Below are 26567 nucleotides of genomic sequence, written 5' to 3' on the forward strand. Positions count from 1 at the left end.
CACGATCGCGTTCCGGCTGACGAAATCAGCAGGCAGCTAGTTCCAATCGTACGATGGCACTGTCCGGCCCAGAACAGTCGGAATGAGAATTGCGTAAGCTGCAGGGAAGCCTCCTTCCCAAGCCAAAACAATGAATCCCACCGAAATCCAAGCCATCGATCCCGTTTGCGGCATGTCGGTGGCCCCGTCGACTTCACTCTCCAGCCACCATGACGGGCGAACGTTCTACTTCTGCAGCGCTGGCTGCCAGAAAAAATTCGAGGCGGATCCAGAAGCGGTGTTGCGGGCCCGCAAGCAAAAAGAGGCTGCCTCGGCCAGTTCCGAACCCTCGTGCTGTAGCACCAAACCGACGTGCTGTGGCGGCTCGCACAGTAAGTCTCAAACCAGCGACCAACCCGCCAACCCCGACGCCGTCTACACCTGCCCGATGCACCTGGAGATCGAACAGATCGGCCCAGGTGATTGCCCGATCTGCGGCATGGACCTCGAACCAAAATTCGTGGATCCCTCGTCCACCGCGGACGAAGCCCAGTACAAAGACATGCAGCGTCGGTTTTGGATCGGCGTTGCCTTGTCGGTTCCATTGTTGATCCTTTCGATGGGGCCGATGATCGGTCTTGCGATCGATCGCTGGATTTCCCCTCGTATCGACGGCTGGTTGCAATTCGCTCTCGCGACGCCCGTTGTGTTCTGGTGTGGATGGCCCCTGCTGGTTCGGGGGGCCAAATCGTTCCGATCGTGGAACCTCAACATGTTCTCCTTGATCGCGTTGGGATCACTGGCCGCGTTTGGGTTCAGCTTGCTGGCCGTCTTGGTCCCGGATTGGATCCCCGCTGCGTTCTACGACGCTGACAGGCCACCGTTGTACTTCGAAGCCGCGGCCGTGATCATCACGCTGGTGTTGCTCGGGCAAGTCCTCGAACTACGAGCCCGTCAGCAAACCGGTGGAGCCATCCGAGAACTGATGCAGCTCACCCCCGACATCGCCCATCGAATCGAAGGAGAAAGCGAAAGCGACGTCTCCCTCGATGAGATTCAATCGGGCGACCGCCTGCGAATTCGCCCAGGTGAAAAGGTCCCCGTCGACGGCGAAGTCATCAGCGGCACGTCCCGTGTTGACGAATCAATGCTGACGGGCGAACCGGTCCCCGTTGAAAAGACCGAAGGCGACGCGTTGACGGGTGGGACCCTCAATCAATCTGGGGCGCTGGTGATGACTGCGACGCAAGTTGGCAGCGACACGGTTCTGCACCGGATTGTGCAAATGGTCGCCGATGCGCAGCGCAGCCAAGCCCCGATCCAGAAACTCGTCGATCAAGTCGCCCAGTACTTTGTGCCGGCGGTCATCCTCAGTTCCATCCTCGCGTTCATCGCCTGGTCAATCCTTGGCCCTGAGCCATCGCTGGCCTACGCGTTCGTGTCCGCGATCGCGGTCCTGATCATCGCGTGCCCGTGTGCACTCGGGTTGGCGACGCCCATGTCCGTCATGGTGGGCGTGGGGCGTGGTGCCAAAGAAGGTGTCTTGATTCGAGACGCTGAAATCCTGGAGATCATGGAAAAGGTCGACACCATCGTCGTCGACAAAACAGGAACGCTCACCAACGGGCGTCCCACCGTCACCGCAATCGAACCGCAGGGTGACTGGAGCGAATCGGATGTCTTGTCCATTGCCGCGGCGGTGGAGCAATCGAGCGAACATCCCCTTGGCCGCGCGATCGTTGAGCACGCGGAATCCTCGGGTTTCGAAAAGCGTGTTGCCAGGGACTTTCAAAGCACAACCGGAAAAGGTGTCGTCGCACATGTCGATGGCAAACACGTTGCGATTGGCAACCCCAATTGGTTGGCCGATTTGAATGTGACGGGATTGGATCGCGTCCGCGGGCAAGCGGAGACGCATCAAGCGGACGCGGCCACGGTGGTTTACATCGCCATCGATCGTACGCTCGCCGCGATCATTGCCATCCAAGATCCGATCAAGGGCAGCACGCCGGGGGCCATCAAGGCGTTGCACTCGCTGGGGCTGCAAGTCGTGATGCTGACCGGCGACGCTCAATCCACCGCCGAAGCGGTGGCCAAACAACTGGGCATCGATGACTTCCGAGCCAACGTGTCACCGGAAGCCAAGCACGACTTTGTTCAGCAACTCAAACAAGAGGGCAAAACGGTCGCGATGTGCGGCGACGGAATCAATGACGCACCGGCCTTGGCGGCATCCAATGTCGGGATCGCCATGGGCACCGGAACCAGCGTCGCGATGGAGTCCGCTGGGGTGACGTTGGTTGGCGGCGACTTGCGAGGCGTCGTGGCAGCGAAACAGCTCAGCCAAAAGACGATGCGAAACATTCGCCAAAACCTCTTCTTCGCGTTTGCTTACAACGCACTGGGCATCCCGATCGCCGCCGGTCTGCTGTACCCCTTCTTCGGGATTTTGCTCAGCCCCATGCTCGCCGCCGCGGCGATGAGTTTCAGCAGCGTCTCCGTGATCGGCAACGCTCTGCGTTTGCGAACGATCCAGCTCGACGTGTCGAATTAGATCGATGATGAGCCTTGGGCACACGTTCGGAATGAGGAGTGCGACACCGGGTGGCTCGCGCCACTCCGCGAGAAGGACTTTACCGAAGCCTCGGCCGACATTGTTAGCGGCAGGGCGCGAGCCCTCCGGCCCAACACGCAACGACCAAGCCGACGTCGGACTCGCATCGCTGAATCACGACGAGTTCGCACTCGAACCGCCCGCGTCTTAGGCTACCGCCCGTTGGCTGATCGTTCGAACTGCGAAACGTTTTCAATCAACAGCCTGATAGGCTTCCAGCCTTTGGTCGCATGGGATGATTCGCAGGATCCAAATCCTATGCCACCAACCAAACCTTTGGCTTGAAAGTCGGATCGGATTTTCCGCCGCCTTTATCAGACAACAAGGCCGCGCAAACCGGACTCCATTCGTCTGCCCTTTCCGAGGCGTTGCATTTCGCACCCGTGCCTCAACAATGGGAGGAGGCGGAACGCATTTCAATCGCAATCTTCTAGTCGAGGCATCAAATGAACAAGCTTGGTCGCGTCCTGGTTCTGAGTGGACTGTCTGTTTTCCTGCAGTTGGTTCCTGCCATCGCTGCCGATGAAAAACAAGCAGAAACCAAACCCATCGAGGCCGGTGGAGTCCGTCTTCCATGGCACACAACGGACGTGAGATGGCGAGGTTCACGGACCATCGATGACGTCGAAACCATCGGCGTGACCTTCACCGTCGATCGTGACGTGCCTGACACGGTCAACCTGTACATCTCCCCAATGGGTGGCCAGTACCTCAACAAAATTGTCTTTTACGGTGGCATCCAGTCGAACGTGAATGGCTGGCCCTCGCCAACAGAAGAACGTCGCGTCCATCCCGGCCCCGGAGCAATTTTTTCGCGGTGGGGCGGTGAGCCCGTCAGCATCGATGCAGCCCGTCCCGAAGAAGGTGGGTTGTGCGAGAGCGCGGGTTACGAAGGAGAATTCGTGAGCGTCCGGAAACCCTATCGCTGGAAAGCGGGCACCTACACCTGGGAAGTTAGAAAGGAGTCCACCGAGGAAATCGACGGCGAGCCTCACACCTGGTTCGCTTGTTATTTAACCGACCATGACCGCGAAGATGAAATTCGTGTGGGAGCGTTGCGGTTTGAAGGCGAGACGTTCTCGTTCAACGGTCACTCGACCTCCTTCGTTGAGATTTACGCCACCACCAAGATCCCTCGTTCGGAAGTCCCTGAAGTATCCGTCGTGTTTCAACCACCGGTGGTCAACGGCGAGCCATTGCCTCCAAGTGCGGTTTCGATCTATCACCCTCGCCAAGGTGATCAAGGCTCACCATCCCCACCCCTCGGTCGCGCCGAAGCGGTGGAGGGCGGCGTGAAGGTCAACCTGTACAACGAAGTTTTGCAGGGCGAAGCAGTTCCCCCGAACCGATACAACCTCGAAGTCCCACTGCGTTCCCAACAGAGCTGACCCAGTCCTCTTTGTCCTGTGGCATCGGCTCGAAAGTTGGAGCGTGGCACCGGGCGGCTTGCGCCTGACTTTGTTAGCGGCTGGGCGCGAGCCCTCCGGTCCCACACGCAACGACCGAGCTGACGTCGAACTCGCATCGCTGGATCACGACGAGTTCGCACTGGAACCGCCCGCGTCTTGGGCTTCCAAAGCGTACGCTGTCGCAGCCGAAAGCGAATCTTCATCGAACAGATACCTCACACTTCCCTTCCGCGTCCACCAGTGATCTCGCACGCCTTCTTCAGCGACACCCAACTGACGCTCACGTTCTTTCGTCCGCCGCTTGCCCCAAGACTTCAATTGATCTCGAACCTTCTCGCCGTCGTAGTTCGGTGCCGTCACTACAACACGACAATGGTTGGTCCGACAATTGACAGCCTGTAAATTCCAACACCGCTTTTCGCAATGTTCACGAACGACGGATTCGATCATCGTTCGCTGCTCTAGTACCAAAACGACTGCCGATTCAATCATCTGGCCACGACACCAATCCGCAAGCCGAGGTTGTGGCACCTGGTCTCCGTGATGCCACTTGGTCCAGCCGCGATCGTCACCTGGCATCCAGGTTCCATAGCACGTCCAAGTTAGAAAGAATGCAATTGGGTCGTCTTGCAACCTCAATACTCCTCGTGCAATGAGCGGTTCAGTTCGGACACGTTCTTCACTACCTTGCGTTACCGGCGCGAGCCGTGCGGTGCTGCTCGTATTTTACCCAAAAAACGGAGAACTCGTTTCCTTCCGCAACGATCGCTCGATTCGTCAACTGGAAATGTGCAGGACGGCACCGGGCGGCTTGCGCCGCTCCGCTAACAAAGTTCACCGCTGTTTTAGCGGAAGGGCGCGAGCCCTCCGGTCCCTCACGCAATCACCCAACCAACCGCTCGACTCGCGGCACGATTCTGCAACCACTGGCAAACCCTAAGCAGGTACGCAGGTGTCATCGGGTATGTGAGCCGTTGGCGTTAGCCACGGTTTTCACTCGCAACCGGGGCTAACGCCCAAACGGCTCACATGGTTGTGCCCGATCATTCCAGCCGACCTGCTTAGTACCTGGTGGCTCCCATTGTCGCCGTGAAAGCGTCGCCCAATCCTTGATCTAGCGCACTACAATGTCGCTGCCCCAATCTCAAAACTTGTGCGTCCGTTCTGCAACGGGGACACCCCATCTATGAATCGCATCATTGCAATCGTTTTCAACTTCTGCATCGTCACCTTGGTCTCGCTGCACGGATTGTCCCTGCCAGCTTTCGATCGCTTGCCGGTGGGGACTCATCCTCTCGCCCTCGAATCACCTCATTTCCCCAGCCGGCTGCATGCATTCATCTGGCGAAACTGGCAACTGGTTCCTCCCTCCAAAATGGCGCAACTGGTTGGAACGGAAACCACCAACATCGAACGAATCGCTGAGTCGATGGGCTTGCCCCAAGTCGACTCAGTATCCGGTGAGATGCGTGAGCGTGGTTACATCACGTTGATCCGCCGCAACTGGCATCTCTTGCCCTACGAGCAAATGTTGGAACTGCTCGACATGACTCCGGATGAACTCGCCCTGACGTTGCGTGAAGATGACTTTCTCTACATCAAACTGGGGAATCTCAAGCCCAAGTGCGAGCCCCTTCGCTATCAAGAACCAGACGAGGCCGCCGTTCAAAGGGCCGCAGAAATCAAACAGGTCGTGAGAGAACATTTTGGCGACTTGGAATTGGTTGAGTCCGAGCCAAGATTTCGGTTTGTGAAAACACTCAGCAGCACCGAAGGAACCACCGTGTTACCCGATCGCAACACCGTCAATCGTGAACAACCGTTGCGGATGGTCTACTCCTACTTTGGTTTGTTTGGCGATCCATTGATCGAACCAGAAATCGAGCCGATTCCAGATGGCTTGCTCGCACGGTTGGCTGACAAAGGCGTCAACGGCATCTGGATGCATGTCGTCCTTCGACAACTTGCTCCGGGCGGAGAGGCATTCCCCGAGTTAGGAGCCGGCCACGAGCAGAGGATTCAGACGTTGAAGAAACTGGTCGCTCAAGCCAAACGGTACGGCATCGGGATCTATCTCTACATCAACGAACCCCGCGCGATGCCGCCTGCGTTTTTCGAAACGCGTCCAGAACTGGCAGGCATTCGCCGAGGTGACTATTGGACGATGTGCACGAGCACACCCCAAGTCCGCAACTGGATGAGCGACTCGCTGGCCCACGTGTTTGGCGAAGTGCCGGATCTTGGCGGCGTGTTCACAATCACCGCTTCTGAAAACCTCACCAACTGCGCATCCAAGGGGCAGCATCATCTCTGCCCTCACTGCAGCACACGCACCGATGCCGAAATCATTGCGGAAGTCAACGCGACGATTGCAGAGGGGGTCCACCGGGCCAATCCAGATGCCCGAGTGATCGCCTGGGACTGGGGATGGAAGGGGCACGGTGACGCGCCGGATATCATCTCACTGCTTCCAAAGGATGTCGCCCTGATGTCGGTCAGCGAATGGGCCCTGCCAATCGAACGGGGCGGAGTGGCATCCAAGATCGGTGAGTATTCCATGTCTGCCGTTGGGCCGGGACCTCGTGCGACCAAGCACTGGAAGCAGGCTCAGCAAGCCGGGCTCAAAACCGTCGCCAAAGTTGCCGTCAACAACACTTGGGAAATATCCGCCGTGCCGTTTCTTCCCGTGATGGATTTGGTGGCGGAGCATTGCGAGAATTTGAGTGAGGTTGGCGTGGACGGCACCATGCTGAGCTGGACGTTGGGCGGCTACCCGTCTCCCAATTTGCTTGTCTCCCAGTCTTTCTCAACCGAACCGGGAGCCACGAAGGAAACGGTGCTCAACCGGATCGCCCAAGATCGCTTTGGCGACGACGCGGCACCTCTGGTCCGCCAGGCCTGGACCGCGTTCAGCGATGCATTTCGAAATTTCCCCTACAGCGGTGCGGTGATGTACAAAGCACCGCAGCAAATGGGGCCAGCCAATTTGTTGTACGCTGACCCAACGGGGTACCGAGCGACGATGGTGTGCTTTCCCTACGATGATCTCAACGGTTGGCGAAGCCCCTATTCCACCGACGCCTTTGCCTCGCAATTTGAGATGGTTGCGGATGGATGGGCCGGGGGAATTCGCCACTTGGAGCAAGCTGTCCAGGCGACAGCGGGTATGCAGCGAGAAGCTGCTGAATCGGACCTGAGTGTGGCTCGCGCTGCCCACCTCCACTTTGCGAGTGTTGCCAACCAAGCACGGTTTGTGCTTGCCCGGGATGCTGCGTTGGCCTCCAGCGACGATTCCAAGCAGAAGCTCGTCGAACAGATTTTGCAAATCACCGAGAACGAGGTTTCTCTTGCCCGCGACATGTTTGACGTCGTGAGCGAAGATTCACGAATCGGTTACGAGGCTTCGAACCACTACTTCTATGTGCCACTGGACCTCGTGGAAAAAGTTATCAACTGCGAACACGTCGCCAGTCGATTCTCCGCTCAACCGTAGTGGCATAGGCTTCCAGCCTGTGGTTGTGAGGCATCGGCAACAGAACGTAGGCCGGACCAAGCAAGACGCCATTCTAAGTAGGTAGTCAGAAATGATCGGGCAGAACCATGTGAGCCGTTTGGGCGTTAGCCCCGGTTGTGCGTCAAAACCGCGGCTAGTGCCAGCGGCTCACATACCCGATGACACCTGCGTGCCTGCTTAGCAACTCAATCTTCATCCAACACGGCCGCTCAAGTGCATTGCCAGAGTGGCGTCATTCCGTTCCTCGATCCGGCCTACTGGACTCACGCACACCATTTGTGTTTCGGCAAGACTCTAGATTTTCTCCTTGAAGCCAGCGTGCTGTCACAGTGGAAGCGGACTCGGCATTGCATGCAATGAAACTGGCGACTGCATTGTCCCACGTTTCGTCAGTCGAGCAGTCCTCCAGATCGACCGAGATGTCGCCTCCTAAGTCAGTGTCAATCCACGCGTGCCGATTTGGGAACTCAAGGCTTTGAAACGATAGTGTTGTGAGACCACTCTCCGCACGATTCGTCTCTCTCACGCCAACCTCATCGATCAACGTGGACTGAAGTTCGAGCGTTGGTTTGGATTTCGGAATGAACATCACTTTTCCAATGTTCTCTGCTCTGACGCCTAATTCTAAAACTTCTTCTCATTCACGCTGTCGATCTTGTCTTGCATCGTTTGCTCGCGGTCGGTCCGGGTTCCGACTTTGATGCTGGTGGTGATGCGAGGGGCACCGATCGCATGCACCCGTTCGTGGCAACGTTTGATCGCCGCGAAGACTTCGTCCCAGTCGCCCTCGATGTTCGTGCCGTAGGCGTGCAGTTGGTGCGTTAGCCCAGCCTCTTGCAGCACCTTCTGGCACTCCGCGACGTACTTGCCCACCGAAACACCCACGCCCATTGGGACGACGCACAAATCGACAATGACTTTCATCTCAGCAAACTCCCTTGTTTTTCCAGCTTGGTCCGTGGTTCACCCCCTGAGTCTAAACGCTCGCGGCACCGGCACCATGGCCATCGTCCCCGGGCACACGCTCGACTCGGGAGGGCAGGGGCACACATTTTTCAGTTGACTCGCCGCTGTCCGCAGCGGGGACCGCCCAAGATCGGACTTTCGAGCAGGAACTGAATTCGCTAACGTCCAACCGAAATTTGGACACAAGGTTCATTTCTGAGGGGCGTTTTAAATGGATGCGGGATGCGTGATTGGAGCGTTGCAGCGGATATGAATACTTGGTTTTCATGGTGCCTTCTCGGCCTCCTGTCCTTCACGCTGGGATGTCGCTCCACGGCGCCGCCGAGCCCGCCGATCACCCCACCCATTGAGTCCGAGCTGGGGACCCTCGATCCGGAACCTCCGAGACGGACCTCCATTTCGTTTCTGGACAAGCCTGAGCTTCAGGCTGACACGGGACCGATGGATGCTGGGCCCGCACCGGAGTTTTCGGAAACCGCGTCCGGGTTGAACTACCGGGTGCTGCGAAATTCCAACGGTCGAAAGCCGACGGCTGCCAGCACCGTGAGCGTCCACTACCGTGGTTGGCTCGACAACGGAAAAGAATTCGACAGCTCGTATGATCGAGGCGAACCGACGACCTTCCCACTTGGAAACGTGGTCGCCGGCTGGACCGAAGGGTTGCAGCTCGTCGGAGAAGGCGGGATGATCGAACTGTGGGTGCCTTCCCACCTCGGTTACGGCGAGCGTGGTTCCCCAGGCTCCATTCCTGCTCACGCCCACCTGCACTTCATCGTCGAACTTGTGAGCGTCAACTAGACGCCCAGCCGCGGTGACCCATTTCTGCCAGCCCAACGTCCCGCAACAAAATGCTCATTCGCGTTTGAGCCGTTTTAGATTGGGATGTTGCCAGGAGATTGGGATGGTTCCAGCCACCTCGCGCTGAGTCACATCACGCCGCTGCGTGACGGTGGCATTGATCCGCACGATTGGGTGATCTCCGCCGCACACCAACCCCGTGTGGCCTCGCCGTGCCCCAGTTCGGCGATGTGGACCTGAGAACGCAACGCAAAAATCCATTGGTTGTGTTGCAGTGCACACGTGTTCGCCCGGTGACAGGAGACGCGATCGATGGTGGTCGTTCGTCAATGAGCCAGTGGCGGAAAGCGAATTGAATGTCATGGTCGGCACCACCGCAATCGAAATTGGCATTGATTTTCTCAAGGCAACTGCCCTCGGTTCGGCAACGATCTGGTTTTGAGTGACGGCGTTTGGAATGGATTTGTGTCCGCCAGCAATATTCGGTCAGACGCCTGCGGGGATGTTGATCGTGAAAGGGTTGCGTTGCGAGTTGGCTTCGATCGCTGGCTCCCCAGTTGCCTACCTACCTGCTTCGCTTCCGTTCATTGTCGCGCACTCTGTTTTCGCGAAACGGCATCTCTTCGGCTTCCCATGATGGCTAGCAGACTGTTGATTCAAAACGTTTCGCAGATCGAACGATCAGCCGACGGGCGCTCGCCCACGGTTACCGGAGACGAACCGACGGGATCGCGTTCCGGCTGACTCGATCAACAGGCTGCCAAGGTAGAGGTGTGCAGCTACCTCTGTGGAGCTGTTGCTTCATCGAGTGTTAACACGATTCACTCAATGAATCGAAGTCCCGCTTGCATTGCGTGAAGGATCTGCGAAATGAGTCGTGTTCATATTGAACATGCAAGGATTGTTTCTATCCTTCTCGCGACCCGCCAAGGCAAGCTCTTCGCTTGCTTGCGAGCGGATGGGGGAAACCTCTTGAGTTTCCTGAGTCTTATAGATGAGGGCCACCACGTAGCGGTTGAGAAGATGTTTCAATCGACGTGGTTGCGTGCCCAGTGGACATCACCTTTGGCAATACAGGGAGTATGATTGATGGAGTTGCGATTGAGACAGGCGACGCGTGGTAGTGATGCTGGCTCCGGTGCAAAACGAACGGGCAGGGACGGGGGCAACCAAGCCCAGGGGTTCACTCTGGTTGAACTCTTGGTTGTGATTGCAATCATTGGTATTTTGGTTGGCTTGTTGCTTCCTGCGGTTCAGTCGGCTCGAGAGGCAGCGCGGCGAATGCAGTGCTCGAACAACCTGAAGCAAATGAGTCTGGCGGCTCTCAACTTTGAGAGCACCTACAAGAAGTTGCCAGAAGGTCCGCTGGATGGCGCCATGAACGCAATCACAACGGACGACGCCCCCAATTCTGCAGGCTATCCGAAAAACGGCACCTGTTGCCGAGCAGCAACCCGGACAGGATGGAGCACTCAATACAAAATCCTTCCGTTTCTTGAAGGGAATAACATCTACGAGCTTGCTCGGGATGACCCACCATACTGGCCGAACGTTGCGAACAATGCTGGCGAGGACGAAGTTGCCCAAGCCCTGGTTTCAACCTATTACTGTCCGTCACGGCGGTCGCCGAAGGGATACGGCAGTGCACGATTTGGACGGGTCGACTATGCAGGTTGTGCAGGGTTCTATAGTGGTCGCCCTGACTCAACGATCGACTACATTCCGGAAGCTCCACTGGGTGCCCCTGCCGTTTCGACGCGTTCCAAGACAAACGGTGGCCTGGAGCCCTCCAAGGGAGGAGCGATTGTGTGGCCTGGCGAGGGTGACAAGCGAACTTTGGCTGGAATCCTCGATGGGACCTCGAACACCATCATTTTCTCTGAAAAGTCGCTTCACACCTCGCAACATGGACGCGACGGTGGAGACAACGAACGCTGGAACAACGCCGGTTGGGACGAGTGTGTGCTTCGTTGGCACTTTCCGCCAAAGCATGACCGCCAAACAGTTGCTCCGTTGCCCCCGCAATCTTATGACGCCTTTACGAACTGGAATCGTTACTTTGGGGCGGCTCATGCATCTGGTTTGAATGCCGCGTTCGTGGATGGCTCGGTTCGATTCTTTTCGTACAACGTGGACGCGACGCTGTGGAAGAACCTGTGCGTTTGCGATGACGGGGAAATCATTGGTGGAGAGTCACTATGAGTCGAGCAAAAACCGCACTGCGTTTGGCGTGCCTTGTTGTCTGTTTGGGTATGAGCGGGTGCGGCGGGGATGAAACCCCACCTCCACTCGGGGAAGAATTGCAGCAACAGATTGAGCAGGAAGACAAACAGATTGCGAACGAAGAATCTGCTCTTTAGGCATCGCGTTAAAAATTAGGCGAAGTAGCGGAATGGCCGCGAACGCAATGCCGCTCAATTGGTAAGCAGGTCGGCAGGAGTCTTTTGGCATTTGAAATGTCGTGGCAAGCGTGGTTGCTTCCACGTCCAACCGGGGCGAACGCTCAAACGGCTCACATGGTTGTGCCCGATCATTCCTGCCGACCTGCTTAAGACGAAGTGATTAACGAACGGTTCCTTACAATGTTTGTGAATATGGTCAATGCGAATTGTCGTGGTAAGTTGCCGTTGAACGTTGTTCTGTTGGCGGTGTTGTGGTCGTGTTTGGTTCCCGGATGCGGCCCCGGTTCGCCGGTGCCTTCTACGCCGCCGACACGAATGGGCGTTCAAAAGCCAGAAGGGGCTCCCGACGTGCAGGAGTACACCGCGTGGCGGCCATTCTTCATGACGGACGTGGGCGATGTGAGTGGGAGCGATATGATTGGGACGGGGTTTGCTTTTCAATTGAGCGAAGAGTCAAAGCCGGTTTTCGTGACAGCATTGCATCTGTTCGGCACAGGAGGTGGTTTGGAAGCGGATATTCGTCCGACCGAACTTCATGATTCGATTGAGTCGACCTTTCTGAGCGATGTGTTCGGTGCAACGGATGGTGTCAAACAGATTGGGGCTCCCTATGAGCCCTGTGATCAGGCGGCCGAGCAGAAGTTCACCGAAACAGATGTCGTGGCGTTTGACCTGGTAGGAAGATTCAAGCCAGCCATGCTGGAGCTATCTGAACAATCCGTTCAACCGGGGCAGAGACTCTGGATGGTCACCGCCGTCTTCGCGGGTGCCTCGCCGAGTCAGAAGTGTCATGCATTGAAAGTGACCGATGTCGAAGATGGAATCATTCGCTATCGGTTTGATAATGAACGTCTGTCATTGAAAGCGACCGATGGTGCGCCGTTGCTGTTCGATTCCGGTGAGGTGGCGGGCATGCATCAGGGAGGTTCAACGGATGAGAAGGGTGTCTTCGGACATGGGATCACTTCCGATGTTCTGCGGCAGGCGATTGAGTCGATGTGTCTGGAACAAGAAGCAGATCGGCAGGAATGATCGGGCACAATCATGTGAGCCGTTTGGGCGTCGGTCCCGGTTGGACGTGGGAGCAACGACGTTTACCGAAACAGTCCAAATGCCGAAAGACTCCTGGCGACCTGCTTAGCTTGGACTGCGAAATGTTTGATGTTGCGGAGCGTATTGGTTTGCCCAAGTTTTGTTCCACGACTTCGCCCCACCGGGACAGCCCGATGACAGCCCAGGGCAACGCCCCGGGTTGTGGCTGAAGCATCCTCGGTTGAACCAACAAGATTGCTTGGGGCTCAACTACGGTGAGACGGTGGTGGGTTCTCGGATTCCGATGCCTTGGGGAACGTTGCGGCTCTCGGCTTCGAGGATCAGGTTGAAGTCTTGGGCTTGGTTGCTTCGCAGGACCAGTTCGTAATCGATCGTTTCGCCTGGTTTCATGGTCTTGATCTCGGTGAAGTAGACCGTGTTGCCGCTGCGGGTCAAACCTTCCAGTTCAGGGCTCTTGGTTTGCACCAATCGCTCCACAATCACGCCCGGTGGTAGGTCAAAGTGGATCTGAACTTGCGAGTCAAGCAGGTCGGTGTCGTTGGTGATCGCAATGGCGTAGCGAATTGGATCGCCGATGCGAGGTGAGACGTCACGTTGCAAGACTTGCAGCCGCAACACACCCGCCCGAGCCGGCGTGTTGTTGCCGGGGATCGGAGTGCTTTGGCCGGCGTTCGGGTCGGCGGGTGGTGTACCGGCACCGCCGGGGATGTTGGGCGAGGGGCTGACGGGCGGGAGTGTTGGGCCGGGAGTCAAAGGGGCGTTGCTGGGAGCGGCTGCAAAAATCTGAACGTTGTCAGAAACGCTGTTGGTCGCGCCTTCATTGCTGGAGGTGGCAAACACGATGCGGCTGCTTTGGGCCGTCGTTTGGGCTTCGAATTCCGTTTCCAAGACAACCGTTTGGCCGGGGGCGATTTCAGGGATCGTCCAGGCGATGACATAGGGGGTGTCGATCACATAGGGATAATCCGTGGTCGCTTGACGCGGGATCAATTGCACGTCGTACGCCATGGAGGCTCGGACATTGGTCAGCGGGATTTTGCCCGAGTTGGTGACTCGTCCGGTTGCCAGCACCCGGTCACCGACCGACATACGGTCGCGGACTTGCAGGTTGGCGGTGATGGCTGGGGTGGGCGGAGCGGGATTGATTGCGATCACACATGATTGAGCCTGCGCCCGTTGGCCTCCCGCGGCCAAGGCGACCACATCGACGCAGCGTTGCCCCGAATCGGTGGGCACGAACGTGACGCTGGTGGACCAGATCTCGCCGGGTTCCAGTGGGCCATCGGTTTTCTCGTTGCCGACTTCGCGGCTGTTGGTGACGGTGTGTGTCATGGCGTTGTCGCCGGTCGCTTGCAGTTCGACGCTTTGCAGGGCCCGATCGCCTGTGTTTTCGACTTCGATGTCAAACGTGGCTGGATCGCCCGCGGTCACGCGATCGGTTTTGGGGGTCACACGAAGAGCCAATGCGGGACGGAACACGTCGACGCGAACGGTGTCTTCGGCGATCAATCCGGAGTCGCCCGAGGCGCGGAACGTCAGGTTGAGTGCGGTGGGCGAGGTGAGATTGACAGCCAGGTCCAATTGTTGCTGCGCGGGCATGGTGCCGATGTCCCACACGATTGTGTTCGTGAAGACTTGGGCAAATGCATCGGTGGAAATGATTCGCACGCCAGCGGGGAAACCGAGTTCGACTTTGACGCCGGTTGCGTCTTGGTCGCCGGGGTTCCGCAGGTTCGCGAAAATGTCGAAGGGGATTTGGTACGAGGCAACTTCGGGACCACCGGCTTGCAGTTCCAGTTGCGGGCTGCTCCAGGTCACATAGGCTTGGCCACGTCCGAGTGTCAGGTCGGGCATGTTGTCCGACGTGCCACCGGGACGGATCACGCGAACGTCGATGATGGCGTTGCCGCTGGTTCCGGCGACTGGTTCCAGTGTTGCGCGAGCGTCGCCGGAATCGTCCACGTTGACCTCCACGAAGGAAGAGCCACCGGTGCCGGCAAACGTCGCCAGTTCGGGGTTCATGATTTCGTAGCGGACTTTCCAACCGCGGGCGGGCAAGCTGCCTTGAGCACGTGTGACTCGGGTGACCAGGTCCACGACCGTGCCCGCTTGGACGCGTTGTGGCGAGGGGAATTGCCAACGAGCGTCGACCCAGTAGATCGTCGCGGTCGCTTTCCGTTGGTCCCAGCAATCGCTGTCGGGAGCCAGCACGGTGACGTGGCTGGTTCCTTCACTGGGGCTGCTGACCGTGATGTAGGTTTGGCCCTTTTCGAGTTTGATGTCATCGGCGGCACTGGCGTTGCCACGCGTGACCACCATCTCTTTGGTGCTGGTCACACCGCGAGCGAACCCTGGCGATTCTTTCTTGGCAACGGGCACCTTGGTCAAGCGATGCACGAGACCGGGATCGTCGTCGCCGACTTCGATGATGTTGCCCACACTGTCTCGGGTCATCATCCATTCCAGCGGCTCACCGGTCAGCAGATAGCCGTCGGTGCCACAGATGCCCGACAGCAACATGACCTCGCCGCCGACGGGGGCCACGATCTTTTGCGGCGTCAGCAGGATGCAGCCTCGATCGCCGCGAGGTGGCAATTGGCAAGCTTTCTGAGCCGTGATTTCGGTGCCATAAAGAACAGCCGGAGGTCCAGTCAGGCAATCGCCTGAGCAGCCGGGGCCGGGAACGCAAGGTCCGGTGTTCGCGACGCCGCTGCCGATTTGGGCATTGGGATCAACGCACTTGGGCGGATCTTCGGGCTCGGGGAATGCCGAGTTAGGAATTCCCAAGCACGGGGATTTCAAGCAGGTGCCCAGGTTTCGAAGGCAACCCAGGCAACCACAGCTGCCATCATCGAGGCAACCGGGCAGAGCGAGGCTGGTCGTGGTGGGCAGCGGTGCAAACAGGGTTTCGCCCGTGGGATTGATCGCGGGCAAACGCAGGTTGGCACAACCGGAGGAAAGCAGTGCCGAAAAAAGAACGCAGGCCAGCGAGGCAAAACGCAAGCGACCGGCAATGGCGTGCAGGCCATTGCGGGGGCTTTGATCGTTCATGATCGTTTGCGTTTTCATCGATCCATCGGGCATACGTCGAGAAAGAATTCCGTCCGTAGGAAAGTTAGCACGCAGGGGGGGCAGTGCTCGGAATGGCAAGATAGAAAACGGAATTCGAGCCGTTTCCTTGCGATGAGAGGAACGGTCCGACCGGTGGTGCCGATTGCCCGGGGGATCGGCTAGGCTTTCGCCATGACATCCGTTCCCTCCCACGCAACGACCGAACCTTTGCAGGCAGCACCCACCCTCACGGAAGACGACCGCCAGCCGATCCGGTTTGGCATTTTGGGCACCGGCCGGATCACTCGCCGGTTGGTTGCCGACCTGCAATCGACGCCGGGGGCGAGCGTGACCGCGATCGCCAGTCGGACTTCTGAGCGGGCGCGTTGGTACGCTGATTCGTATGGGATCGCCCAGGCCGTGTCCGGTTACGCGGACTTGATCGCTCGTGACGATGTGGATGCGGTGTACGTGGCGTTGCCGCCGTCGTTGCATGCGGAATGGATGGTTGCATCTGCGGCGGCTGGCAAACATGTGTTGTGTGAAAAGCCGTTGGCGACGACGGTTCCGGCGACTCAAGCGATGGCGGACGCTTGCACGCAGGCCCGCGTGCATTGGCTCGATGCAACCGCCTGGCTGCATCACGACCGCACGGACATGTTTCGTCAGTGGGTCAAAGGTGCAACCGTTCCACAAGGCGAAGCGGACTTTCGACTCGGGGCACTGCGTCACGTCAGTTCGGCGGTTTCGTTTTTCAATCCGTTCCAATCGGGCGACCACCGCCAAGACGCTTCGCTGGGTGGCGGGTGCCTGCTGGATTTGGGGTGGTATGCGGCCGGGATTTTACGCCTCGCCAACGAGGCGTTGCCGCTCACGGTGAACGCGCAAGCGGTGATGCGCGGCGGCGTGCCGTACCGCGTGACTGCGATGATGAATTTTCCCCGCGACGTGTCGGCGACGATGTCGTGCGCGTTTGACACCTCGACGCGAAAATGGTTTGAGATCGCGGGGGAAGAAGCATCCATTGTTTGTGATGATTTCACACGGCCTTGGCCTGATAAACCGGCGCGGGGCTGGGTGCACGAGGCATCGGGCAAGGTGCATCCCTTCAGTTGCGAATGCCACCAAGAGCACAACATGATTTCGCGATTGATCGGTTGGATCCACGCGACACGCGACGACGAACAGCTTTGGGATTCGCCATCGCCTCCGTGGGCGGAGTATCATCGGCAAGCGTTGGAAACGCAGCGGATGTTGGAGGCGATGGAAACATCCATGACGACTGGCCAAACGGTGACGCTATGATTTTGATTCAAGCCATCATTCAACCGACCAAACTTTCCAACGTTCAGTCCGCTCTCGATGAAGCGGGCTTCAGCGACACGATCGTGGGGGACGCGCTCGGTTATGGTCGTCAGCGTGGACAAACGGCGTTGTTTCGCGGCAACGAATACAAAATCGATTTGTTGCGAAAGGTCACGTTTGAAATGGTGATCGACGACGACGATTTAGAGCCGGTGGTCGAGATCATTCGCAACGCTTCGCGAACCGGAACGGAGGGCCAGATCGGCGACGGCAAGATCTTTGTCTTGCCCGTCGCGAGCGTGATCGACATCTGAACGTGACCGATCTCTGGTCGTTCGCCGATCATCCCATTCGGTGAAGTGCCATGGCGGATCGTTCGCCATTGAGCGTCGTCTGGGCCATCCAAGTTCGGAGGGCGGCCAGGGGGCTGACTTTGCCTTCCCGCATGGCTTGGGTGATCGCGGTTCCGATTTGATGCTGCGGGTATCCGGGGACACCGGTCGCCGGTTGCAGTCCCATCCATTGGCAGCCCGCGACCAAGAACACTTCGCCCTGTTGCAAGTGCAGGTGGCTGCTCGTGATATCAACGTTGCCGAGACAGGTTGTTTCCGGGTCGCTGGTTCCGAGATCACGATGGTTGCGATCGGATTCGCGGTCCAACCATCCGACGGGCCGGTATCCAAACTTCGAGATCGCGAGCGTCGACCAGTCCCCGGTCGACGCCATTCTCGTTTCTCCCGTTTCAGGATCGATGTGGGCGTACAGCAAGGAAACGTTGCCATGCCCTTCGCCTGCGAAGGAGTGATCGCGAATTTGGAACAGCGTGTCGTAGGCTCGGCGGACCGCATCGGCAGGTTGATGCCGGTAACCCATGTGAGCCTGCAAGGCGGCTCGGATGACGGTCACATCCATCACGTTGCTGAGATCGATCTTCGCAGTCGCCCCGCCGTTGGGCTGGCAAATCGCGATGGCAATCTGTCCATCGGGCAAAATGTCCCAGTGGTGCCAACTTTGAGCCACATCCAACGGCGATTCAATCATCCCATCGGCGTACCAAGACGGGCAGATCTTGGTGCCCATCGGAAGCGTTTGGTGCTGCCAAATCGAAACTTGCTGAGCCAAGTCACTGTTTTCGGATTCAATTTCCTCGGCGATCGCTTGATTCGTGAGGATCGAATCGTCGCCCTTGTCGTGCTCCGGTGCACGGGTGGGGAAGTCCGCATCGAAGTCATCGATGAGGGCGATGATATCGTTGATTGCCTCGATTGTTTCCGATTCTCGAGTGGGCTTCGAGTCGGGTGACAGATCAAACGAAACGATGTTCCCGTCATCATCCTCTTCTTCGTCGTCGCTGGTGTCGACGAAGTCACTGCACATGGATTCCTCATCGTCGACGACGTTGCGATCCAGTTCCTCGTTGTCCCAACCATGGTGAAACTCCAACGCATCGGCGTCGAACTGGTCGATCTCGGTTGGGTCGTATTCACCGGCTAGAAACTGAGCGTCCTGGATGTCCAATTTGGCTGCCAGACGCATTGTTTCTTCGTCGTAACCGGACAGCAGCGGCCATTGTTCTGCGTCGGCGTCCTGGGCCGGCACCGGAGCATCGTCAATGGCGTCGTCATCCTCTTCTGCGGCATACAGCCCGAACTCGGGTTCCGCGTGGAAATCCGAATCGCGTTGCAGGTCGGCGATCAATTCGTCGCTTTTGACCAGTTGGGCTTCGATGGCGGATTCCAGGGCCGCATCCAACAAACTCTCGTCGTCGATCAAATCCAGGTGGTCCCTCGAGGGGACTTTCCGAGGGACTTCATCGGAGGAATCTTCCGCGATCGGGCCAACCACGGACGCGGACTCATCGGCGGGAGGGCAGCCGATGAGACCCGCTGGGGGCGCGATGGTGTCGGGAGGGACAACACCATCGGAGTTTTCCTCGACGGGGGCAGCGGCGTTGCTCGTGGGATTGTTCTCCCAGATCATTTCCATGTCGTCATGAGTCTCGTTGGGTGGGGGCGAGACATCACGGGAATGATCCAGGGTCACGTCGCTGGGCAGAATCAACCGGATGGAGGAATCCGGTGCGGCGTCTTGTTCTGCCAAGCGGAGCAACGTTTGCTGCAGGTTGGATGCGGCCAAACGGGCCGCGGCGGTGTGCACGTCGTTGAATGCCGTCACAGCGGCGGCATACAACCACATCGTGCCAATTGGCATCTCGGCTTCACCCAGACACACGCAGATTCCGGAGGGGAAGGGTTCCGGAGAACGCCACGTGCTGATCGGGCCGAGGTCCATGTCGTCAATCGCGACCAAGCCTTTGACCATGGCTTCCAAGTCACCACGAGCACCACGAAGTGGCCGCTGGGAACCCAAGCGTTCGGCGGGTGACAAGCCGAATACAAATCGAGTTGCCAGGAACTCGGTTTCGTCGTCGAGCAAGTACACCGCCGCCGCCGTGGTGCCGGTCGCCAAGGTCGCGTCGCCGAGCAGCCGATCGATGCTATCGGTCGGATCGGGACGCGAGGACTGACCGGCCGCCAAGGTGGCTTGGATCGCCAGTTCCACTTGCTGCTGACGCAGGACCGCTTGCTGTGCCTGCAAGTGATCCGCCAACTCGTTGGCTTGATTGGCCAAACGATGAGCGTCACCGGAAGTCACCAACGCACGTTTGCTATGCGACTTCATCTGCTTTTGCTTGGAAGCAAGCTTGGCAGAATCCGTTGCATGATCGCCACGATGGACACGCAAAAAATTGGATGGGTTTCTGGACACAGCAGGTACTGGGTGAATGACAAGGGAGGGGAGTCAACAATGGCTTGACATCCTTGCCAATTGCCGCCTACCCGAAACGATCGACCAGTCGTTGCCGTTTCGCTGAGGCGAATTGCCGGTAAGGTTTCCCATGTTTGCCAGGACGGCCCTGCAAGCCGCACAACCCAACTGATCCGGAGCGTTTGCGCTGGTACACTGCTCTGCTTGCGTTTGCGAAGCCGGGTTGAGCGGCAAAAGCCCACCTGATTCGCGTCTGTCATCTTTTCATAAGGAACCCACTGCGTTGTTGAAGCGAGGATTGAATACCGCTGGACCCCTGTTGGCGTTGGTGATCGTTGTCCTGTTCTTTGCCGTTGCGGAATGGGTGACCGGGAGCGATGGGAACTTCGCGTCCATGGCATCCGTGCGATTGGTGGGCGTTCAGAGCGTCAAAATCGGCATCGCGTCGCTGGGAATGACCTTGATCATCGTCAGTGGCGGCATCGATTTGTCCGCGGGAACTGCCGCGGCCTTGTGTGGCTGTGTCGCGGCACTGACGCTCGACAACGAATGGTCGATTTTCGCGGCGCTGGCGATGGCGGTCGGCGCGGGCGCACTGTGCGGGTTGTTCAACGGTGTCTTGATCGCGGGACTGAGGCTGACCCCGTTCATCATCTCGTTGGGGTCGATGACGATCTTCATGGGATTGGGGAAAAGCCTGTCGGATCAGGGCGGCACGATCACACCTCCGGCAGAAACAATCCCTGAGTGGTTGTGGGCATCGGTGACGCCGTTTCCCAGTCCGGAATGGATCGCCTACCCGGTGATGCCCAACTTTGGTTGGGGTGTTTGGTTGACCGTTGCTTTGGCGATCGCGACCGCACTGCTGATGCATCAAACGGTGTTTGGCCGTCACGTGTTCGCGATTGGATCCAGTGAAGCGACGGCGAGATTGTGCGGTGTGAAGGTCCGTCAAACCAAGATTTTGGTCTACGTGATCGCGGGTGCGTTGTTTGGTTTGGCAGGCTGTGTCGACATCGCCCGGCTCGGAAAAGGCGACGCGTCGGCGGGGATGGGATTGGAACTGGAGATCATCGCTGCGGTGGTGATCGGCGGTGGATCATTGCTGGGAGGACGCGGCAGCGTGGTCGGAACGTTGTGCGGGGTGTTGATCATGAGCGTGATCGCTCACGGTTGCACCTCGTTGGGATTGGAAAACCACATTGAAAACATCTTGTTGGGTGTGATCATTGTCGCGGCGGTTTACGTCGACCGACTGCGAGCTCTCAAGAAAGATTCGGCATGACAACGCAGACCACTCGTTTTTTGGGCGCAGCGTTCTGGTTGGCGTGCCTGGTGATCGGCGGCGGTTGGTTGATCGCTTCCTCACGCGGTGGTGCCCGCCCCTTGGTGTCAGCCGTTTGGACACCAACGCAATCGGTGGTCCTGTCGGATCCGACGTCGGCTCTGAGCATGGGTGACGCAGCGTTTGCGAAGGACATGGATCGAGATCAGTGGCATCAGGTGGGGCACGTTGGGCAGGTTGATCCAGACGCAAAAACGGTGACGCTGACGTTGTACGCACCCATGGATCTCGATTCGGTCAGCCCGTTCTGGGATCCCGAGCAATCACTTGACGCAACCCTGCATCGCTCGTCGGGCAAAGTCGATGATGTGATCGCGACGTTGCTGCCGAAACCCAAGCGGGAACAATTGGCGCGAAAGATCTCAGCGGCGATGCGGGAACACGGGGAAGAAATCAGCGAAGCAATGTTGCCGTTGGTATTCGAAACGTTTCGGCAAAGCTTGCCCGTGATCGAATCCGAACTGGCTGCGTCGCTGAAACGCCACGACGTCGAGTTGGAATCCATCACCGCTCGGTTTCGGGAAGAGATCGTGCAGGATCAGATGGTGCCGTTGGTTCGGACGGAGGTCGTGCCAGTGCTGCGTCTTCATGGGCGGGAGCCGGCGGAAACGATTGGTCGTGAAATTTGGGGAAAAGCCTCGCTGTGGCGATTTGGTTGGCGTGCCTTGTACGACAGTGCACCCCTTCCCGAACGGGAGTTGGTGCGGGAGGAGTGGTCGCGATTTGTAGAACAGGAAGTGGTCCCGATCGTGGAGGCACACTCGGATGAAATCACCGAGGCGGTGGAAGCGATCCTGCGTGATTTGGCCGCCAACGAAGTCTTGCGAGATCGGCTTGGCAAAGTCGCTTTGCAAATCGTGCAGGACGACGAAGCGCGGGATTTGCTGCGGACCATCGTGATGGAAGCGGTGGTTGACAACGATCGCCTCCGCCAGGTGTGGGTGGATGTCTGGACGTCCCCCGAGGCTCGCGAAAAGTTGCGAACGGCGGGCGATCGACTGGAACCCATCATTCGCGAGATTGGCGATGAGGTGATGGGGACACACCGCGATGGAATCGAGCCCGGGTTCGCTCGCGTGTTGAGGAATCAAATTTTGGGCAAAGACAAGGTTTGGTTGACGTTGAAAAATGAACCCCGTTTGGGGGCCGATCCTTCCCAACCAATCACTTTGCGGGTTGCAACGGATTTTACGCCCTATCCCATCGTCCATCTGGCTTCGCCAGAGTGAATGACGCTTCGCGGGGCATCGTTCCTTGGTTAGGATGCGGGGTGTTGACTTCCATTTTTTCCGCCTTGTATGAATCCTGTTGCTGCCATGGACTCACTGGACGAAGCTCCCGAAATCTCAAATTCGGACGCTGATTTGCCACCCACGGGCTCCGGCGTGGTGGAAGACCAAGCGTCTCAACTGGTGACCGATGAAGCGGTCGCTGCCGCGGCAGAACATTCCGTGGAAGATCTGGAGGTCAAAGACGCCCACGTGATTTTCACCAACGTCTGGAATGACTTGGAAGAAGAGTACGGCCGCGAAAATTTGCGGTTCACCAAAGAGTTGATTCTGTTGGGCGGTGCACCGGGGTCGGGGAAAGGAACCAACAGCGGTTTCATCTCCAAGGCACGCGGTTTGACTTGCGATCCGATTGTGGTCAGCAGTCTGCTCGACACGCCCGAAGCCCAACGCATCAAAGAAGCTGGTGGCATGGTCGGCGACACCGAAGTCGTCGGGATTTTGTTCCGCAAACTTCTGGAAGAAGAGTACCGCGACGGATGCATCTTGGACGGGTTCCCGCGAACGCGCGTTCAAGTGGAGTGTCTGCATCAGTTGGTTCAGAAAATGAATCAGCTTTATCGTGAATATCATTCGACGCCGCTGGCGATCAATTTCCGCAAACCCACCGTTCACGCGGTGGTGTTGTTCATCGACGAAAAGACCAGCATCGAACGGCAGTTGCTGCGTGGTCGGAAGATCGCCGAACACAACGAACGGGTCGAAACCGAGAACGACGGTGAGCCCCTTGAGCTGCGTTTGACGGACCTCGATCCCACCGCCGCAAAACGACGGTATCGCGTGTTCAAGGAGAAAACCTGGGACGCACTGCAATCGTTGAAGAAGATTTACCACTACCACTTCATCGATGCGGGCGGCGACATCGCAGAAGTCGAACGCAACATCCGCAGTGAATTGGAATACCAATCGTCGCTCGAGTTGGACCCGGAAACCTACGACGCGGTCCGGCACCTGCCTTTGGCAACCGAGCTTGGCGTTCACGCACGTCAGGAACTGGTCCGTCGTCTGGATGGGTATCAACTGGAACACAAAGAATTGTTCCAGCATGTGATTGAGATCATTCAAAGTCGCTTCATGCCAATTGTGCGTCGTCACGCGATTGCTGGTTTGGCAGTCGTGAACAGTGAAGACCCGATCTTCGAAGACCCCATGACATTGGCGATGGTGATCGATGTGTTTGCCGAGCGTGGTTTCCGCGCGGTCGCCAACATCAATCTGGCGGAGACCCCGGATCACTTCGATTTGCAGACCGGCAAGATCACTTGCGTGACCAAGAAGATTTATCGCTTCCAAATTCGGTTTGCAGGCTCGGAAATTCGTCGTGGCGGACGCTAAGTCCACTCTGCTATTGATTCCAACTTCGGGTGAACGCTCGAAGCTACTGAGCCATTCGGACTCCCTTGCACTGGCTTCCCGAGGTTGGCACTGCGAGTTGTGCGGGTTCGGTTTGGTGGCTGCTGCTGCCTCCACCATGCAAGCGATTCAGGTCCATCAACCGGAGCGAGTCATCTTGGCCGGAATCGCGGGCGGTTTATCGGATTCTGCAGCGGTCGGTTCAGCACACTGGTTCGCTGGTGTGATTTGCGATGGGATCGGCGTGGGGGAAGGCAACGCGTTTGTTTCTGCGGACTCGCTGGCATGGAAACAGTGGGCAGGCACCGACGGGCAGTCATCCGATTCAATCGGTGACCGCTTGGAACTGCCTGTTCCTGATCAGACGGCCCATTCGATCAACACGTTGGTCAGCGTCTGCGCCGCGTCTTCGGAGGCGGCCCTGGCGAGTCGTCGTCGAAGTCTGGCCGGTTCGCCTCCGGCTGAGGCAGTGATCGCGGAAGACATGGAAGCGTTTGGCGTCGCGATGGCGTGCCGAATGACATCGACCCCGTGCATGGTCGTTCGCGGAATCAGCAACGTTGCCGGTGATCGCGACCATTCCCAATGGCAGATCGACTTGGCGATTCAGGCGGTTGCTGGTCGGTTGGCTGAACTGGATTGAGCTTGCCGTTCGGTTCGTTACTCCTGGACCGCATCGTCGACGGTGACGAGTTCTTCCACGCCTCCGTCACCGGGATGGAACCGTCCTGCGAAGAAGTCGGCAACCAAGTGTTTGCCGAGCACCGAACGAGGCCGACGGCCGAGCAGTGAACGGTAGATCATCCATTGTTCGCTGCCGATTTGAATTCGGAATCCCGTGGCGATGTTGCGAGGGATCAGTTGCAACTCGTCGGCGACGGTGAGTGTTCGCCACGTTCGTTGGCGGTGGAAGCGGCGAGATTGGAAATCGAACCAAGTGGGGCTGTAGACGGCCCCGATTCCCGTGGTCGTCACGATGACGGAGTTGGATTCGGTCTCGGTGTCGCTAGGATCGGCCGTGCAGTCGGTGGGCCCGATACGCCACTCCGCTGCCGGCAGTGGCAACATCATCGCACGACGTTTGTTGTCGTGGAAATAGACCTCACGCGTTTGCTCGTCTGGAATCGCGGAGACATCCTCGCAAACCGGGAAACGGGTCACGCAGCGGATCTGAACATCAGCCAGGGACCCAAAGGGACTGGGCGTGCCGTCGGCTCCTTGATCGGTTGCATCCGAAGACGCGGTTGAGTTGGGATCGATTTGGGCTGGCAACACGGTGTCGGACACCATCACGCAACGGTCATCGCGAATGATCATGAACTGTCGTTGCAGAACCACACCACCGGTGAAGGATTGTTCCAGTTCTAGGTAGTGAACGTCATCGTCGGTGTATTCGCACGTCGCTTGCCAAGCCCCTTTGGGATGTTGGCTGACCCCGTCCAGTTCGACGGTGGTTTGCAGTGGACCGCGAAAAATTGTGCGGCGTCCGCCCATGATTTCGATTCGCATCACTTCATCGCTGTAGTCGATGAAGGTTCGCCCTCGGCGCACATCCCACTCCGGCAACATCGCGACCAAACCGGCCACATCGCTGTGCCACATTGATTCGGGAAGCGAGATTTCCCAGGCCAAGCGGCCGCCACTTTGGCTTTGCCCCAAGGAGGCTGAGAACGCGGGCAGCAAGGAATCGGTGTCGTACTGCATCGCTCGTCCCATCAAACCGGCGGGAGCAATCGGGCGAACGGTTTTTTTGGTTTTTGAAGTGGACTTCTTTTTCTTCGCTGGCTGCTTGGTTCGCGAAACCAAACCGACGTGATCCAGAGCGACATCCTGGGCGGTTGTCTTGGATAGCACGGGCGATCCATCGACACGCGAAGTCGCGGCAATCCAGCCGGCCAGTTCTTCGGCAGTCGACCGATGCGTTGGGTTGAACTTACGTTTTGTGACGGCTCGCATCGTTTCTTCGCAGCGGATGATCGATGCCATGATGGCTCGCAAAGCGTGCGGGGTTCGCAAGGCCTCGTCGATCGTTTCTTCGTGATCCAAGTAGGCTTGGACGGCTGAAGAGGATGGTTTTCCGCGCGCGGCGCAGCTGGGGATATCCGCCAAACGATGCGCCAGGGTCAGTCCAACTTCACCGGCCAACAACAAGTGATGGGGCGACTGAGGTTCGTCTTGGGCCAGTGTGGAAGCGACGCGTCGTTGCAGTTCCGCCAGCAGATTCCACCAAAGTTCCAATGGCAAAGTCGAAGTCAGGGCGGGAAGCGAGGAGGCCCAAAGGATGCAGCCGACGTCTCCGGCCACGTCCGAACGCCCGTCCCGCGAGGCTTCCAAGAAAAGTTCCGCAGCGGGAATCAAATCCGTGTCGGTGGAGGACGCGCGGTCCGGCTCGACGGTAGCCAACATCGCCAATTGATGGCTGAGTGCATCGACGGGCCCATTGAGGAGCGCCGCCAATCCCCACTGGTAAATTTGGCCGTCGATGGCATCGTCGCCGTACAATTGGGTGGCGTTTTGACGTTGGCGGCGAGACTCGATCTTTTTGCGCAGGCTCTGCCACGCCGCTGCGTCAGGCATCGGCGTGAGACTGGTGGTCCCGTCGGTGGACGTGGAGCCAGCCTCCGAGGCTTTTTTTCGGGGCGAGTTCGATTTGGATGGCGGTTTGGTCAGTGTCATGGACCCGAGGTGCTACGCAGGGAATAATCGATGGAACGATCGAC

At 58.0% G+C, this 26567-nt stretch carries 17 protein-coding genes; 12 read left to right on the forward strand and 5 right to left on the reverse strand.

Going from position 1 to position 26567, the window contains the following annotated elements; all coding sequences use genetic code 11:
- Window positions 1-130 precede the first annotated feature (130 nt).
- Both UH5x_RS25655 and UH5x_RS25660 read left to right on the forward strand, forming a co-directional pair.
- Window positions 131-2533: a heavy metal translocating P-type ATPase gene (locus tag UH5x_RS25655; protein ID WP_482634119.1), complete on the forward strand. Its 2403-nt coding sequence runs from the start codon at window positions 131-133 to the stop codon at window positions 2531-2533.
- 506 nt (window positions 2534-3039) lie between these two features.
- On the forward strand, window positions 3040-3981 hold the full coding sequence (locus UH5x_RS25660; RefSeq protein WP_482634120.1) for a hypothetical protein: 942 nt from the start codon (window positions 3040-3042) through the stop codon (window positions 3979-3981).
- Window positions 3982-4125: 144 nt separating this feature from the next.
- Here UH5x_RS25660 and UH5x_RS25665 read toward each other — a convergent pair whose 3' ends face one another.
- Entirely contained in the window at window positions 4126-4581 is a 456-nt protein-coding gene (locus tag UH5x_RS25665; RefSeq protein WP_482634121.1) for a hypothetical protein, read from the reverse strand.
- Window positions 4582-5188: 607 nt separating this feature from the next.
- On the opposite strand from UH5x_RS25665, the gene UH5x_RS25670 reads away from it, so the two are divergent.
- On the forward strand, window positions 5189-7495 hold the full coding sequence (locus UH5x_RS25670) for a hypothetical protein (protein ID WP_482634122.1): 2307 nt from the start codon (window positions 5189-5191) through the stop codon (window positions 7493-7495).
- Between the two features lie 645 nt (window positions 7496-8140).
- On the opposite strand, the gene UH5x_RS25675 is transcribed toward UH5x_RS25670, so the two are convergent.
- Window positions 8141-8440, reverse strand: coding sequence for an MTH1187 family thiamine-binding protein (locus tag UH5x_RS25675; protein ID WP_482634123.1), 300 nt, complete (start codon window positions 8438-8440; stop codon window positions 8141-8143).
- A 264-nt stretch (window positions 8441-8704) separates the two neighbouring features.
- Between UH5x_RS25675 and UH5x_RS25680 the strand changes: the two genes are divergently transcribed.
- From UH5x_RS25680 to UH5x_RS25690, 3 genes are all read left to right on the forward strand, one after another.
- Entirely contained in the window at window positions 8705-9280 is a 576-nt protein-coding gene (locus tag UH5x_RS25680) for an FKBP-type peptidyl-prolyl cis-trans isomerase (RefSeq protein WP_047814313.1), read from the forward strand.
- A gap of 1089 nt (window positions 9281-10369) precedes the next feature.
- On the forward strand, window positions 10370-11482 hold the full coding sequence (locus tag UH5x_RS25685; RefSeq protein WP_482634124.1) for a DUF1559 family PulG-like putative transporter: 1113 nt from the start codon (window positions 10370-10372) through the stop codon (window positions 11480-11482).
- Between the two features lie 380 nt (window positions 11483-11862).
- Entirely contained in the window at window positions 11863-12714 is an 852-nt protein-coding gene (locus UH5x_RS25690) for a hypothetical protein (protein ID WP_482634125.1), read from the forward strand.
- Window positions 12715-12984: 270 nt separating this feature from the next.
- Here the strand turns inward: UH5x_RS25690 and UH5x_RS25695 are convergent, their stop codons facing one another.
- Entirely contained in the window at window positions 12985-15819 is a 2835-nt protein-coding gene (locus UH5x_RS25695; RefSeq protein ID WP_482634126.1) for a COG1361 family protein, read from the reverse strand.
- 159 nt (window positions 15820-15978) lie between these two features.
- Between UH5x_RS25695 and UH5x_RS25700 the strand changes: the two genes are divergently transcribed.
- Both UH5x_RS25700 and UH5x_RS25705 read left to right on the forward strand, forming a co-directional pair.
- On the forward strand, window positions 15979-17091 hold the full coding sequence (locus UH5x_RS25700; protein WP_047814309.1) for a Gfo/Idh/MocA family protein: 1113 nt from the start codon (window positions 15979-15981) through the stop codon (window positions 17089-17091).
- Complete coding sequence (locus UH5x_RS25705; protein ID WP_047814308.1) at window positions 17088-17405, forward strand: P-II family nitrogen regulator; 318 nt, start codon at window positions 17088-17090, stop codon at window positions 17403-17405. Before UH5x_RS25700 ends, UH5x_RS25705 begins: the two co-directional genes overlap by 4 nt.
- 28 nt (window positions 17406-17433) lie before the next feature.
- Here the strand turns inward: UH5x_RS25705 and UH5x_RS25710 are convergent, their stop codons facing one another.
- Window positions 17434-19773: a hypothetical protein gene (locus tag UH5x_RS25710; protein ID WP_482634127.1), complete on the reverse strand. Its 2340-nt coding sequence runs from the start codon at window positions 19771-19773 to the stop codon at window positions 17434-17436.
- Window positions 19774-20083: 310 nt separating this feature from the next.
- Here UH5x_RS25710 and UH5x_RS25715 point away from each other — a divergent pair, with 310 nt between their 5' ends.
- The 4 genes from UH5x_RS25715 to mqnB all read left to right on the forward strand — a co-directional run bounded on the left by UH5x_RS25715 (window position 20084) and on the right by mqnB (window position 24490).
- Window positions 20084-21145 carry an ABC transporter permease gene (locus UH5x_RS25715; protein WP_047814306.1) on the forward strand — a complete coding sequence of 354 codons (1062 nt, stop codon included), beginning with the start codon at window positions 20084-20086 and terminating at the stop codon, window positions 21143-21145.
- Complete coding sequence (locus UH5x_RS25720) at window positions 21142-22434, forward strand: hypothetical protein (RefSeq protein ID WP_482634128.1); 1293 nt, start codon at window positions 21142-21144, stop codon at window positions 22432-22434. Before UH5x_RS25715 ends, UH5x_RS25720 begins: the two co-directional genes overlap by 4 nt.
- An 87-nt stretch (window positions 22435-22521) precedes the next feature.
- Complete coding sequence (locus UH5x_RS25725) at window positions 22522-23829, forward strand: nucleoside monophosphate kinase (protein ID WP_047814334.1); 1308 nt, start codon at window positions 22522-22524, stop codon at window positions 23827-23829.
- Window positions 23816-24490 (forward strand): futalosine hydrolase, encoded by a 675-nt coding sequence (mqnB, locus tag UH5x_RS25730; protein WP_047814304.1) that lies wholly within the window; start codon window positions 23816-23818, stop codon window positions 24488-24490. The genes UH5x_RS25725 and mqnB overlap by 14 nt, the downstream gene beginning before the upstream one ends.
- Before the next feature lie 17 nt (window positions 24491-24507).
- On the opposite strand, the gene UH5x_RS25735 is transcribed toward mqnB, so the two are convergent.
- Window positions 24508-26523: a hypothetical protein gene (locus UH5x_RS25735; RefSeq protein WP_482634129.1), complete on the reverse strand. Its 2016-nt coding sequence runs from the start codon at window positions 26521-26523 to the stop codon at window positions 24508-24510.
- Window positions 26524-26567 lie beyond the last annotated feature (44 nt).

The sequence above is a fragment of the Rhodopirellula sp. UH5 genome (assembly GCF_056839225.1).

What these genes read in the sequence shown, in the direction of transcription:
- UH5x_RS25655 (WP_482634119.1), top strand. Translation starts at nt 131, where the DNA reads ATGAATCCCACCGAAATCCAAGCCATCGATCCCGTTTGCGGCATGTCG.
- UH5x_RS25660 (WP_482634120.1), top strand. Translation starts at nt 3,040, where the DNA reads ATGAACAAGCTTGGTCGCGTCCTGGTTCTGAGTGGACTGTCTGTTTTC.
- UH5x_RS25665 (WP_482634121.1), bottom strand. Translation starts at nt 4,581, where the DNA reads ATGCCAGGTGACGATCGCGGCTGGACCAAGTGGCATCACGGAGACCAG.
- UH5x_RS25670 (WP_482634122.1), top strand. Translation starts at nt 5,189, where the DNA reads ATGAATCGCATCATTGCAATCGTTTTCAACTTCTGCATCGTCACCTTG.
- UH5x_RS25675 (WP_482634123.1), bottom strand. Translation starts at nt 8,440, where the DNA reads ATGAAAGTCATTGTCGATTTGTGCGTCGTCCCAATGGGCGTGGGTGTT.
- UH5x_RS25680 (WP_047814313.1), top strand. Translation starts at nt 8,705, where the DNA reads ATGCGTGATTGGAGCGTTGCAGCGGATATGAATACTTGGTTTTCATGG.
- UH5x_RS25685 (WP_482634124.1), top strand. Translation starts at nt 10,370, where the DNA reads ATGGAGTTGCGATTGAGACAGGCGACGCGTGGTAGTGATGCTGGCTCC.
- UH5x_RS25690 (WP_482634125.1), top strand. Translation starts at nt 11,863, where the DNA reads ATGTTTGTGAATATGGTCAATGCGAATTGTCGTGGTAAGTTGCCGTTG.
- UH5x_RS25695 (WP_482634126.1), bottom strand. Translation starts at nt 15,819, where the DNA reads ATGCCCGATGGATCGATGAAAACGCAAACGATCATGAACGATCAAAGC.
- UH5x_RS25700 (WP_047814309.1), top strand. Translation starts at nt 15,979, where the DNA reads ATGACATCCGTTCCCTCCCACGCAACGACCGAACCTTTGCAGGCAGCA.
- UH5x_RS25705 (WP_047814308.1), top strand. Translation starts at nt 17,088, where the DNA reads ATGATTTTGATTCAAGCCATCATTCAACCGACCAAACTTTCCAACGTT.
- UH5x_RS25710 (WP_482634127.1), bottom strand. Translation starts at nt 19,773, where the DNA reads ATGAAGTCGCATAGCAAACGTGCGTTGGTGACTTCCGGTGACGCTCAT.
- UH5x_RS25720 (WP_482634128.1), top strand. Translation starts at nt 21,142, where the DNA reads ATGACAACGCAGACCACTCGTTTTTTGGGCGCAGCGTTCTGGTTGGCG.
- UH5x_RS25725 (WP_047814334.1), top strand. Translation starts at nt 22,522, where the DNA reads ATGGACTCACTGGACGAAGCTCCCGAAATCTCAAATTCGGACGCTGAT.
- UH5x_RS25735 (WP_482634129.1), bottom strand. Translation starts at nt 26,523, where the DNA reads ATGACACTGACCAAACCGCCATCCAAATCGAACTCGCCCCGAAAAAAA.